General features: G+C 71.4%; 13 protein-coding genes. 6 read left to right on the forward strand and 7 right to left on the reverse strand.

All coding sequences use genetic code 11. The annotated features are described in order from the left end of the window. Positions 1 to 37 precede the first annotated feature (37 nt). The 4 genes from ACFWE2_RS20290 to ACFWE2_RS20305 form a co-directional block, all read right to left on the reverse strand. Positions 38 to 943 carry an amino acid ABC transporter permease gene (locus ACFWE2_RS20290; RefSeq protein ID WP_377226017.1) on the reverse strand — a complete coding sequence of 302 codons (906 nt, stop codon included), beginning with the start codon at positions 941 to 943 and terminating at the stop codon, positions 38 to 40. Then, complete coding sequence (locus ACFWE2_RS20295) at positions 940 to 1,629, reverse strand: amino acid ABC transporter permease (protein WP_377226018.1); 690 nt, start codon at positions 1,627 to 1,629, stop codon at positions 940 to 942. Before ACFWE2_RS20295 ends, ACFWE2_RS20290 begins: the two co-directional genes overlap by 4 nt. 136 nt (positions 1,630 to 1,765) lie before the next feature. Continuing rightward, positions 1,766 to 2,620 carry a glutamate ABC transporter substrate-binding protein gene (locus tag ACFWE2_RS20300; protein WP_377226019.1) on the reverse strand — a complete coding sequence of 285 codons (855 nt, stop codon included), beginning with the start codon at positions 2,618 to 2,620 and terminating at the stop codon, positions 1,766 to 1,768. Between the two features lie 87 nt (positions 2,621 to 2,707). Then, positions 2,708 to 3,523 (reverse strand): amino acid ABC transporter ATP-binding protein, encoded by an 816-nt coding sequence (locus ACFWE2_RS20305; protein ID WP_377226020.1) that lies wholly within the window; start codon positions 3,521 to 3,523, stop codon positions 2,708 to 2,710. A 139-nt stretch (positions 3,524 to 3,662) separates the two neighbouring features. Between ACFWE2_RS20305 and miaB the strand changes: the two genes are divergently transcribed. Continuing rightward, entirely contained in the window at positions 3,663 to 5,351 is a 1,689-nt protein-coding gene (gene miaB, locus ACFWE2_RS20310) for a tRNA (N6-isopentenyl adenosine(37)-C2)-methylthiotransferase MiaB (RefSeq protein ID WP_377226021.1), read from the forward strand. A 52-nt stretch (positions 5,352 to 5,403) separates the two neighbouring features. Here miaB and ACFWE2_RS20315 read toward each other — a convergent pair whose 3' ends face one another. Continuing rightward, a complete protein-coding gene (locus tag ACFWE2_RS20315) occupies positions 5,404 to 5,988 on the reverse strand; it encodes a YbjN domain-containing protein (protein ID WP_377226022.1) in 585 nt (194 codons plus the stop codon). Then, complete coding sequence (locus tag ACFWE2_RS20320; protein WP_377226023.1) at positions 5,985 to 6,584, reverse strand: YbjN domain-containing protein; 600 nt, start codon at positions 6,582 to 6,584, stop codon at positions 5,985 to 5,987. Before ACFWE2_RS20320 ends, ACFWE2_RS20315 begins: the two co-directional genes overlap by 4 nt. 131 nt (positions 6,585 to 6,715) lie before the next feature. Between ACFWE2_RS20320 and ACFWE2_RS20325 the strand changes: the two genes are divergently transcribed. From ACFWE2_RS20325 to dapF, 3 genes are all read left to right on the forward strand, one after another. After that, complete coding sequence (locus tag ACFWE2_RS20325; RefSeq protein ID WP_377226024.1) at positions 6,716 to 7,309, forward strand: hypothetical protein; 594 nt, start codon at positions 6,716 to 6,718, stop codon at positions 7,307 to 7,309. A gap of 70 nt (positions 7,310 to 7,379) precedes the next feature. After that, the gene (gene miaA, locus ACFWE2_RS20330) at positions 7,380 to 8,354 is read left to right on the forward strand and encodes a tRNA (adenosine(37)-N6)-dimethylallyltransferase MiaA (RefSeq protein ID WP_377226025.1); all 975 of its coding nucleotides are present in this window, start codon (positions 7,380 to 7,382) and stop codon (positions 8,352 to 8,354) included. Beyond that, on the forward strand, positions 8,351 to 9,316 hold the full coding sequence (gene dapF, locus ACFWE2_RS20335; RefSeq protein ID WP_377226026.1) for a diaminopimelate epimerase: 966 nt from the start codon (positions 8,351 to 8,353) through the stop codon (positions 9,314 to 9,316). The genes miaA and dapF overlap by 4 nt, the downstream gene beginning before the upstream one ends. Positions 9,317 to 9,399: 83 nt before the next feature. Here the strand turns inward: dapF and ACFWE2_RS20340 are convergent, their stop codons facing one another. Beyond that, positions 9,400 to 9,999 carry a class I SAM-dependent methyltransferase gene (locus tag ACFWE2_RS20340; RefSeq protein WP_377226027.1) on the reverse strand — a complete coding sequence of 200 codons (600 nt, stop codon included), beginning with the start codon at positions 9,997 to 9,999 and terminating at the stop codon, positions 9,400 to 9,402. A 52-nt stretch (positions 10,000 to 10,051) separates the two neighbouring features. Between ACFWE2_RS20340 and ACFWE2_RS20345 the strand changes: the two genes are divergently transcribed. Next, entirely contained in the window at positions 10,052 to 10,636 is a 585-nt protein-coding gene (locus tag ACFWE2_RS20345) for a GNAT family N-acetyltransferase (RefSeq protein ID WP_377226028.1), read from the forward strand. 80 nt (positions 10,637 to 10,716) lie between these two features. Beyond that, the gene (gene hflX, locus ACFWE2_RS20350) at positions 10,717 to 12,258 is read left to right on the forward strand and encodes a GTPase HflX (protein ID WP_377226029.1); all 1,542 of its coding nucleotides are present in this window, start codon (positions 10,717 to 10,719) and stop codon (positions 12,256 to 12,258) included. Positions 12,259 to 12,308 lie beyond the last annotated feature (50 nt).

A 12,308-nucleotide genomic window follows, 5' to 3' on the forward strand; every position in this document is an offset into this window, starting at 1 on the left:
CAGCCCCGGCTTCGGCATCAGCCTCGGCGCTCGCGCGTCAGGTGGCCGCACCAGCCCCTGGGCCGGCGCCACCGCCGACGAACCCGGCAGCGGCCGTCGGGTTGCCGATTCCGGTGCCCTCGACCGTTGCCCCCGCCGTCCGGCTGGACAGCAGCCTCGCGAGCCGGTGCGCCACGACGGTGAGCAGCCAGTTGATCACGATGAACACGATCGCCACGACGACGAGCGCCTGCAGCGGGTTCTGCTCCTTGGACGAGAGGATCTGGGCGGACCGGAGCAGCTCGGAGTACAGGATGAACTGACCGAGCGCCGAGTCCTTGAGCACGACCACGAGCTGCGACACCATAGCAGGGAGCATGGCGACCAGAGCCTGCGGAAGCTGGACCGTGCGGAGCGTCTGCCCGGGAGTCAGGCCGATCGCCAGACCAGCTTCACCCTGTCCCTTGGGAAGGTTCCCGACTCCGGCCCGGACCAGCTCCGCGATGACAGAGCCGTTGTACAGGACGAGGGCGACCACCACCGCGGCGAACGGCCGGTCGACGATCCACTGCGCCTGTGCCGAGAAGAACATGTAGAAGAAGATCATCATCAGCAGCACGGGCACCGCGCGGAAGAACTCCACGACGACTCCGGAGACCCACCTCACCGCACGGTTGTGCGACAGGCGGCCGACGCCGAAGACGATGCCGAACACGACGGCGCCCACCGTGGCGAACAGCGCTGAGCGCAGCGTGTTCTGCAGGCCCGGCAGATAGTAGAACTGCCAGGCCTCGGCGGAGACCGCGTTCTGCCAGAGCGTCGGCTCGAACTGGCCCTTGGCGGCCAGGACCGAGACCAACCAGCCCAGCCCGGCGAGGACCGCCAGCGCGGCGACGATGTTGCCGACTGCGGACACGGCCCGGCCGCGAGGGCCGGGGGCATCGAAGAGGACGGACGCGCTCATCGCTTCACCGCCAGCCGGCTGGACAGCCAGGTGGTGCCGACGCCGATCGGGATCACCAGGATCACGTAGCCGATGGCGAAGGTCAGGAAGATCGCGACCATGAGGTCGGGGCGGAACTCGATCATGGTCCTCATCAACGACGACGTCTCGGTGGCGACCGAGGCCGCTGCGGCGACGGTCGAGTTCTTCAGCAGCGCGATCAGGGTGTTGCCGAGCGGTGCGATGGCCCCGCGGAACGCCTGCGGGAAGATCACCAGGCCTGCCGCAGGCAGGAACGAGAGCCCGATGGCACGCGCGGCCTCGGCCTGCCCGACCGGCACGGTGTTCACACCGGACCGGATGGCCTCGCAGACGAACGCCGCGTGATAGACCGACAGACCGATCACCGCGAACCAGAAGAACGTGGTCGCGAGGTCGTCCGACAGCGTCATCCCGAGCTGCGAGAACACCACCAGGTACATGAACGTGAGGATGATCGTCAGCGGCGTGTTCCGGAAGACGGTCACGTAGGCGGCGCCGACCCACTGGAGCGATGCGATCGGTGAGATGCGCATCAGCGCGAGCACCGTGCCGAGGAGCAGGGACAGGATTGCGGCCCAGAGCGTGAGCTGGATGTTGACCAGGAACGCGCCCAGGACGTCGTACCGGTCGAAGAGCTCGGCGAACCCGGCGAGGATGTCGTCCACGGTCACCTTTCAGGAGGGGTGGTCAGGGCGTCGCGGCAGCGGCCGACGACGCCGGACGTGCCCGACGCCAGATCGGGTCGCCTGGAGAGGCAGCCGGTCCGGCGTCGGGCACGGTGATCAGAGGGCGGTCAGCGGATCAGGCGCAGGCGTCCGGCTCCGGCGGGTTGAGGTCCGCGTTCGCGGTGTAGTCGGCGCCCTCGGTGTTGGCGGCGACCAGCTCTTCCCAGGTGCCGTCCTCGATCATCTTCGTGATCGCGGCGTTGACCTTCTCGCAGGTGTCCGTGCTGCCGTCGGGCAGGCCGACGCCGTAGCGCTCCTCGGAGAAGGGAGCGCCGACCACCTTGAACTTGCCGGCGTTCTGCTCGGTCGCGGCCAGGCCGGCGAGGATGATGTCGTCAGTGGTGACGGCGTCGACGGCGCCGGAGGCGAGGGCGGTGGCACAGTCGGCGTAGCCCGGGCGCTCCACGAGCTGCACACCCTCGGCGTGGTCGTTCTTGATGTTCTCCGCCGAGGTCGATCCGGTGACCGAGCAGAGGTTCTTGCCCTCGAGGTCCTCCGGGCCGGTGATGTCCGTGTTGTCGGCGGCGACCAGCAGGTCCTGCCCGGCGACGAAGTAGGGGCCGGCGAAGTCGATGAGCTCCTTGCGCTCGTCGTTGATCGAGTAGGTGGCGAAGATCATGTCCACCTCGTCGTTCTGCAGTGCCGTCTCGCGGTTGGCCGAGATGGTCTCGACCCACTCGATCTGGTCCTCGGAGTAGCCGAGCTCATTCGCGACGTAGCGGGCGACGTCGGTGTCGAAGCCCGTGAACGTGTCGCCGTCCTGCAGACCCAGGCCCGGCTGGTCGTACTTGATGCCGATGCGGATGGTGTCGCCGCCGCCTGCGGACTCCTCGCCTTCCGGCTCGCCGCCGACCTCGGCACCGGCACAGGCGGAGAGAGTAAGAGTGGTCGCCGCCGCCATTGCCAGCAGCCCCATGGTGTGCTTGCGCATGATTCCCCTTCGGTAAGTGCGGGATCCGGTACGGAACCCGTGGCTGGGATCAGTCAATAAGTTCAGGTGGGTAAGTCAGTGGGTACGTCAGTGGGTCAGGATCTTGGAGAGGAAGTCGCGGGCCCGCTCGCTCTTGGGCGCCGTGAAGAACTCCTCCGGGGGAGCCTCCTCGACGATCTGGCCGTCCGCCATGAAGACCACGCGGTGCGCCGCCTTGCGGGCGAAGCCCATCTCGTGCGTGACGACGATCATGGTCATGCCCTCCTGGGCGAGCGACACCATGACGTCGAGGACCTCGTTGACCATCTCGGGGTCGAGCGCGGAAGTGGGCTCGTCGAACAGCATGACCTTCGGCTTCATCGCCAGGGCCCGGGCGATGGCCACGCGCTGCTGCTGCCCGCCGGAGAGCTGTGCGGGCATCTTGCGCGCCTGGCTGCCAACGCCTACGCGCTCCAGCAGGGCCATGGCCTCGGCCTCGGCGTCCTTCTTCGACAGGCCGCGCACCTTGCGGGGTCCGAGGGTCACGTTGTCGAGCACGGTCTTGTGCGCGAAGAGGTTGAACGACTGGAAGACCATGCCGACCTCGGCCCGCAGCCGTGCGAGGGCCTTGCCCTCCTCGGGCAGCTTCATGCCGTCGACGGAGATGTCGCCGTCGTCGATGGTCTCGAGGCGGTTGATCGCTCGGCACAGCGTCGACTTGCCGGACCCGGACGGGCCGATTACGACCAGCACCTCGCCCCTGCGGACGGTGAGGTCGATGTCCTGCAAGACGTGCAGCGCACCGAAGTGCTTGTTGACGTGCTTCAGCTCTACGAGGGGCGCCCCGAGGACGCGGTCCGACGTCGGAGCGTCCACGGTCTCGTCGGCCGCCGGTTGGCCGGTGGTCGGGGTGCTCTGGTCCATCCCTTGAACCTAACGATCCGATGTTTCAAGGACCAAGTCGACGGGTCATCAGGGCACAACGTTTCGGTAACAGATGCCCGCAATGGACCAAGATCTTCATGTTCGGCGCGACCCCGCAGGGGTCGTAAAATCGACTCCGATGTCCACGACCGCCCTCACCCCAGCCCTGCCCGACGCCGCCGCGACCGACCGCTGGGCCGATCCAGCCGCTCACGGCGAGACTCCGGAGCAGCCTCCCCGCACCTACATGGTGCGCACGCTGGGCTGCCAGATGAACGTGCACGACTCGGAGCACATGGCCGGGATGCTCGAGGAAGCCGGCTACACCCGGGCCTCCAGCCAGGACGAGGCCGCGAACCTCGCCGACGTCGTGGTCATCAACACGTGCGCGGTGCGTGAGAACGCCGCCAACAAGCTGTACGGGAACCTCGGCCAGCTCGCGGGCATCAAGGCCGCCCGCCCGGGCATGCAGATCGCCGTCGGCGGGTGCCTGGCGCAGAAGGACCGCGGGGACATCGTCGCGAAGGCGCCGTGGGTCGACGTCGTCTTCGGTACCCACAACCTCGACGCCCTGCCCGTGCTGCTGGAGCGCGCGCGGCACAACGAGGCGGCGCAGGTCGAGATCGCGGAGTCCCTGCAGGTCTTCCCGTCCACGCTGCCCACCAAGCGTGAGTCGGTCTACGCCGGCTGGGTCAGCATCTCGGTAGGCTGCAACAACACGTGCACGTTCTGCATCGTGCCGCACCTGCGCGGCAAGGAGCGCGACCGCCGCCCGGGCGAGATCCTGGCCGAGGTCGAGGCCCTCGTCGCGGCGGGCGCCATCGAGGTGACGCTGCTGGGCCAGAACGTGAACAGCTACGGCGTCGAGTTCGGCGACCGTGGTGCGTTCGCCAAGCTCCTGCGCGCCTGCGGGCGGATCGAGGGCCTGGAGCGGGTCCGGTTCACGTCCCCGCACCCCGCCGCGTTCACCGACGACGTCATCGCCGCCATGGCCGAGACACCGAACGTGATGCCGCAGCTCCACATGCCGTTGCAGTCCGGCTCGGACCGGATCCTGCGCGCGATGCGCCGCTCCTACCGCTCGGAGAAGTTCCTCGGCATCCTCGACCGTGTCCGTGCCGTGCTGCCCGAGGCCTCAATCACCACCGACATCATCGTGGGCTTCCCTGGCGAGACCGAGGAGGACTTCGCCGAGACGCTGCGCGTCGTCGAGGCCTCGCGGTTCAGCTCGGCGTTCAGCTTCCAGTACTCGCCGCGACCTGGGACGCCGGCCGCGACCATGGACGGCCAGCTCCCCAAGGAGGTCGTGCAGGAGCGGTTCGAGCGGCTGCTCGCCCTGCAGGAGCGCGTCGGCGCCGAGGAGGCCGCGAAGCAGGTCGGTCGCACGCTCGAGGTGCTCGTCGCCGAGGACTCCGGCCGCAAGAGCGGCGAGCGGCACCGCCTGTCGGGCCGCGCCGAGGACAACCGCCTGGTGCACTTCGCCCTGCCGCAGCACGACGCGCTCGCCAGGCCGGGCGCCTACCTCGCCGACACCGACCTCACGCAGGCACCGGTGAGCCTGGACGACCCGCGCCTCGCGGACGTCGTGCCCGAGGGGCTGCCGCGGCCCGGCGACATGGTGACGGTGACCGTGACGAAGGCAGCCCCGCACCACCTGCTGGCGGACTCGCCGCTCACCGACGGTCTGCCGGTGCGGCGTACCCGCTCGGGCGACGCCTGGGCGGCGCGGGAGAAGGCGCGGCTCGGCGGGGGAGCGGACGAGCACTCGCACGGCGCGTCCGCGCCGTCCGGCCCGGTCTCGCTGGGCCTGCCGGTCCTGCGCCGCTGACGCGGGTCCCGACCGTCCTGCGCCGCTGACGCAGGCGCAGGACCATCGGGCGCTAGCCCTCGTCCGACGGCGGCCTGTCCGACTGCGGATCCTCCGGCGGCGGGGCCAGCGAGGCCACCGTCGAGAAGAACTGGCTGGCCGTGACCAGGCCGCACGACACGGTCTGGGCGAGCTGGTCCTCGGTCGCGCCGTGCTCGAAGTCCACCGACACCTCGGCGTACAGGGCGAGCCCGGACGACTCCTCGCGCGTGTAGACCTTCGGCCAGATGCGCTCGCGGTTCCAGTCGTTGGCGGCCTGCAGCACGGCGAGGCGCGCCCCCGCGGGCAGCGTGCCCGCCCAGCGGCCGCGCACCTGCAGGATCTCGTCGTGCTCACCGAGCAGCAGGAACCAGAACCGGTTGCCGTCCCAGGTGCCCGTGACGTCGCCGTCGTCGTCGATACGGAACCGGTAACCGCGCCGCGCGAGGTCGTCACCGACCCGCTGCGTGCTCAGCGGCCGGGGCTTCTCGACCTGCGTGTTGGTGATGGTCCGGACCTGCGCGCCGGAGGACCGCCGCGCCACAGGCGGACGCGGGTTCAGCAGCCGTGCGAGCCAGCGGCCGGCGCCGCGTCCGCTCCCACCCATGGGCGGGCTCATGGTGCGGACCTCAGCGGATCGGGGAACGTCTCGTCGAGATGTTCGAAGAACATGGAGCCGGTGGTCAGCCCGCACTGCAGGAGCTGGTCGAGCTGGTCCTCGGTCACGCCGTGCTCCAGGTCGACGGTGACCTCGGTGTAGACGAGCACCGCACCGTTGTCCCGGACGCGGACGTACGTCTTGGGCCAGATGCGCTCGGCGTTCCACTCGTTGCAGAGCTCGAGGATCTCCTCGAGCCGCTCGATGGTCAGGTCCCGGTGCCACTGCCCGCGCACCTGCAGCACCTCGGAGCTCTCGCCGACCATCAGGAAGTAGAACAGCCAGCCGTGCCACAGCCCGCCGACGTCGCCCTCCGAGTCCACGAAGTAGCTGAACCCGTTGTCACCCAGCCACTCGACCACGCGGTCGCGCGTCAAGGGCTCAGGGATCGAGGAGGGATCGTCGAGACCGCCCGTCAGCTCCCGGAGCAGCACCCCTTCGACCTGGGCGCGGAGCTCGTCGTCGTCGAGTTCCCTGGGCTCGGGCTGCTGCGGGCCGGTGGCCGCACGGTCGCCGTCGCCCGCCGTGTTACGGCGTCGTGACCCGAAGAACCTCACCTGCCCACAGTACCCGCCAGACGCCTTCTCTCGCTGCGTCGGACACGGAGGAAATGGGGTGGAATCGTCCGGATGCTCTTGTGCGGGGCCGGATCGGGCCGGGCCGTGTAGTTTCGTGGATCGTGCGTGCCGTGATCCTGCCTGCGACCCCGTTGCTCGTCCCGGGGCTCGCCCCGGGCCTGCGGGCGGACCCCCTCCTGGCGGTACGCGACGCGGTCCGGGCAGCCCTCGCGGAGCTCGTCGCGGGCGGTCGGGTGCCGCTCGTCCTCGCCGACGGACCAGCGCTCCGGCACGGGCGGATGCGCCCGTCGCTCACGGGAGCCGGGATCGGCGACCGCTGGCTGCCTGGTCCTTCGGCTGCCGGGTCCCTGGCTGGCGCGTCCTGGGCGGACCGCGCCCCCGCGGGTACCGGTGCGTCCGTCGCGCTGCTGGCGCTCGCCGACGTGCTGGGCGACCGTGCCGCCGACGTCGAGACGCTGGAGGTGCCGGCCGACGGCTCGTCGCTCGACGACGGCGCGGTCGCCCTCCTGCGTGGCGCGACCGGTCTGGTCGTCGCGGGCGGGGGAGCGCCCGGCGGGTCGGACGCCGGTCCTGGCGCACTCACCGACGGGATCCGGGCGGCGCTGGGTGCGGCCGGGGCCGACGGCTGGCACGCCGAGGTCCAGGTGTTCGAGCAGTCGCACGACCACCTGCCGCCGGCCTATCGCGTGACCACCCTCGCGTGAGGGCCGGCGTGAGGCTGCTCCGAGGGCCGCTGTGACGGGCGGCGTCGGCATCGGCCCGTAAGGTTGCGGCGTGATAGTCGTCGCCGTCGTCGGTCCCACCGCCACCGGAAAGTCGGACCTCGCGCTGGACCTGGCCCAGGCGCTGGGCGCCGCCGAGATCGTCAACGCCGACGCCTTCCAGCTCTACCGCGGCATGGACGTCGGGACGGCCAAGGTACCGCCGGCCGAGCGGCGCGGTATCGCGCACCACCAGCTCGACGTGCTGGACCCCGCTGAGGACGCCTCCGTCGCGCGCTACCAGGAGTCGGGACGCGCCGACCTGGACGCGATCGCCGGGCGGGGAGCGCGCGCCGTCGTCGTCGGCGGCTCCGGGCTGTACGTACGAGCCCTGCTCGACGCGATGGAGTTCCCGGGCACCGACCCCGAGGTCCGGGCGCGGCTCGAGGCACGCGCCGAGGCCGAGGGCCGCCGCGCCCTGCACGCCGAGCTCGCGGGCCTCGACCCACAGGCTGCCCGGAGCATCGACCCGCACAACACCCGCCGGATCGTGCGCGCGCTGGAGGTCATCGAGATCACCGGCCGCCCGTACACCGCCAACCTGCCCCGGCAGGAGTACGTGCGGCCCGCCGTCCAGATCGGGCTCGACTGCTCCCGCGAGGTGCTCGACGCGCGGGTCGCGTCGCGCGTGGACCGCATGTGGCAGACCGGTCTGGTGGACGAGGTGCGCGCCCTGGCGAGCCCCGCGCAGGGCGGCACCGGATCGGGACTCGGCGTGACCGCCGCCCGCGCGGTCGGCTACGCGGAGGTGCTCGCCTGGTGGCGTGGCGAGCTCACCGAGGCGGAGGCCAGGGAGGCGATCACTGCGAACACCCGCCGGCTGGCCCGCAAGCAGATGGGCTGGTTCGGGCGCGACCCGCGCGTGCGCTGGCTCGACGCCGCCTCGCCGCACCTCCTGGACGACGCCCTGCAGATCGTGGCCGACGCCGACGCCGGGACCCTGCCGGTTGCCGGTACGGAGCCGGTGCGCCGTAGCCTGGGGTCATGACGCAGCCCGCGACCAGCCCCGAGCCCCTGGCCCCGACACCCGGCACCCTCGCCTTCACCAAGGGCCACGGCACGCAGAACGACTTCGTGCTGATCGCGGACCCCGAGGGCACGCTCGACCTCGGGCCTGCCGACGTCCGCAGGCTCGCCGACCGCCGCGCCGGCATTGGCGGCGACGGCGTCATCCGGCTCGCCCCGACCGCCGTGCTCGCCCGAGCCGGTGAGGAGGCCGCCCAGGAGGTACTGGCGCAGGACCCCACCGCCGAGTGGTTCATGGACTACCGCAACGCCGACGGCTCCGTCGCGGAGATGTGCGGCAACGGCGTGCGCGTCTTCGCGGCGTTCGCCGAGCAGGAGGGGCTCGCCGACCTGTCGACCGGCCCCCTCAGCCTCGGCACCCGCGCGGGCGTCAAGCGTGTCACCAAGGAGCCCGGCGGCTGGTACGCCGTCGACATGGGCCCCTGGTTCCTGCCCGGCGGCGAGTCCGCAGCGGTCGAGGGGTACGACGCGGCGGTCGCGGTCCGCGGCTGGACCGCACCCCGGCCCGCCCTGAGCGTCGACCTCGGCAACCCGCACACCGTCGTCGCCCTCGCGAGCCTCGACGAGCTCGACTCGCTCGAACTCTTCCACGCCCCCGAGGTCGCCCCCCTGCCCCCGCACGGCACCAACGTCGAGCTCGTGGTGCCGCTCGGCGAGGAGGCAGGGCCGGACGGCGTCGTCGGACGCCTCCGCATGCGCGTGCACGAGCGCGGGGTCGGCGAGACGCCGTCGTGCGGCACCGGCGCGTGCGCGGCGGCGCTCGCGGTGCGCACCTGGCAGGCCGGGTCGTCCGGCGACGGCGCTCCCGACACGTGGATCGTCGAGGTGCCGGGCGGCGAGGTGCGGGTCCGCGTCCTGCCGAGCGGCAACGTCGAGCTCGCCGGGCCCGCGGAGCTGGTCTACTCGGGCCACGTCGCCCGGTAGTTGTCAGACACGCCCGCACGTGTCAGACGCACAGGTCACTCCGGTGACCTCTGCGTCTGACAGATGCGCGAAGGTCCGACAGGTCAGCCCGCGACCCGCAGGACGCGGAACCCCTTGGACGACGCCGCCCGCTCGACCGGCAGGCCGAGGGAGTCGGTGATCCAGCGGGCGAGCGAGTCGGAGCCCAGGTTCTTCTGCACCACCAGCCATGCCTCGGCGCCGTCCGCGAGCCGGGGCAGCCATCGCGTCAGCAGGTCGTGCAGCGCCTGCTTGCCCACGCGGATCGGCGGGTTGGACCAGCAGACGTCGAACGTGACGTCCTCCGGCACGTCGTCGGGCAGGGCCGCGCGCACGTTCGTCAGCCCCAGCCGCTCGGCGTTGCGCCGCACCAGGTCGAGGGCCCGCTCGTTGACGTCGACGGCCCACACGGTGGCGTGCGGCGCCGCAAGGGCCAGGGAGATCGTGATGGGTCCCCAGCCGCACCCCAGGTCGAGCAGGTTGCCCGACGGCGGGGGCGCCGGAACCTCGCCCAGCAGCACCGCCGTGCCCTTGTCGACCCCGCCGGGCGAGAAGACCCCTGGCGCCACCTCGACCTCCAGCTCGCGACCGGCGAGGTGGATGGTCCGGGTACGGCGCTCGTCGTCCGAGGCGGGCTGCGCGGTGAAGTAGTGGTCGGTGGACACCGCGTCATCGTAGGCGCTTGCCGCCCGACGTGACCGGTGCCAGCCTTCCGGCATGGAGATCGTGCCGGCCACCCCGGACCGGTGGGACGACGTGCAGACCGTGTTCGGGCTGCGCGGCGGGGCGCACCACTGCCAGTGTCAGCGCATCCGGCTCGGTGACCGGGCCTGGTGGTACCTCTCGGTCGAGGAGCGCGGCCACCACCTGCGCGAACAGCTCGACGCAGGCCCGGACGCGCGGACGACGGGCGCCCTGGTCGCGTACGACGACGGCGAGCCGGCGGGCTGGGTGGCAGTGGCGCCCCGCACGGAGTTCGTCCGGTACCGCGGCAGCCAGGTCCCGTGGGCGGGCCGGCACGAGGACAAGGACGACGACGGTGTGTGGGCGGTCACGTGCTTCGCCGTCCGCGCCGGCTACCGCAAGCACGGCCTGATGTACGAGCTGGCCGCTGCCGCCGTCGAGCACGCCAGGGGGCGCGGCGCCCAGGCCGTCGAGGGTTACCCGATCGTGCCCGACGCGGGGCAGCAGATCTCATGGGGCGAGGTCAACGTCGGGACGCCGGGCCCGTTCGCGGCGGCGGGCCTGGTGGAGGTCAGCCGGCCGACCAAGCGGCGCCGGGTGATGCGGCTGGACTTCTGACGGAAAGACATGGCCGCGGGACTTTCGGCCGTGGGATCCTTGTTGTACAGACGGAAGAACAATCGAGAGTTAGGTAATACATGACCCACACCCCGACAGAGCCCGAGCTCCCCGCAGAGGAGACGCCCGAACTCCGCGAGGTCCAGCCTGATGCCCAGGCGATCGCGAACGATGTCGTGGCACGGGTTCTCGCTCGGGCGGGGACCGCACGTGCCGACGGAACGACCGTGCACACCGCGGCCGACGGTGACCAGCTCGAGCTCGAGGAGCGCACGGCGCTGCGCCGCGTGGCCGGCCTGTCGACCGAGCTGGAGGACGTCACCGAGGTCGAGTACCGCCAGCTTCGTCTGGAGAAGGTGGTGCTCGTCGGCCTGTACTCGGGCGGCGAGCACGCGGCCCGTGACGCGGAGATCTCGCTGCGCGAGCTCGCCGCGCTCGCCGAGACGGCCGGTTCACAGGTGCTGGACGGCATGCTGCAGCGCCGGCAGAAGCCTGACCCCGGCACGTACCTGGGGTCCGGCAAGGCCCTGGAGCTGGCCCAGGTGGTCCTGGCGACCGGCGCCGACACCGTGATCGTCGACAGCGAGCTCGCCCCGTCCCAGCGCCGCGCGCTGGAGGACGTGGTGAAGGTCAAGGTCATCGACCGGACCGCACTGATCCTCGACATCTTCGCGCAGCACGCGAAGTCCCGTGAGGGCAAGGCCCAGGTCGAGCTCGCCCAGCTCGAGTACCTGCTGCCGCGCCTGCGCGGCTGGGGCGAGTCGATGTCCCGCCAGGCCGGTGGCCAGGTGGGTGGCGCGGGAGCCGGCATGGGTTCGCGCGGTCCCGGTGAGACCAAGATCGAGCTGGACCGGCGGCGCATCCGTGACCGGATGGCCAAGCTGCGGCGCGAGATCGCCGCGATGAAGCCGGCCCGCGAGACCAAGCGGCTGAGCCGCAAGCGCAACGCGATCCCCGCGGTCGCCATCGCCGGCTACACGAACGCCGGCAAGTCCTCGCTGCTCAACGCGCTCACGGGCGCGGGAGTGCTCGTCGAGAACGCGCTGTTCGCGACCCTGGACCCGACCGTGCGGCGCACCAGGACCGAGGACGGCCGCATCTACACCTTCACGGACACCGTCGGGTTCGTGCGGCGGCTGCCGACCCAGCTCGTCGAGGCGTTCCGGTCCACGCTGGAGGAGGTCGGCGACGCCGACATCCTGCTGCACGTGGTCGACGCGTCCCACCCGGACCCGGAGGGGCAGATCGCGGCGGTGCGCGAGGTGCTGTCCGAGATCCCGGCGTTCGACAAGGTGCACGAGATCGTCGTGCTGAACAAGGCCGACGTCGCCGACCCGACGGTTGTCGGCCGGATCCAGCGGCGCGAGCGGCACACCGCCGTCGTCTCCGCGCACTCGGGGGAGGGCATCGCCGAGCTGCGGGCCCGGATCGCGGCCGAGCTGCCGCGGCCGGGTATCGAGATCGACCTCGTGGTCCCGTACGAGCGGGGCGACCTGGTGCACCGCGTGCACGAGCATGGTGACATCGACCTGACCGAGCACGTCGCCGCGGGTACCCACCTGCGTGGACGGGTGGACGAGCAGCTCGCCATCGAGCTGAGGCAGGTTGCCGTGGCGTCCTGACGACGGCACCAGAACATGTCAGACGCTCAGGTCACCCGGATGACCTGAGC

Origin of the sequence: Promicromonospora sp. NPDC060271, from assembly GCF_042726755.1 — a bacterium.
GTDB lineage: Bacteria > Actinomycetota > Actinomycetes > Actinomycetales > Cellulomonadaceae > Promicromonospora.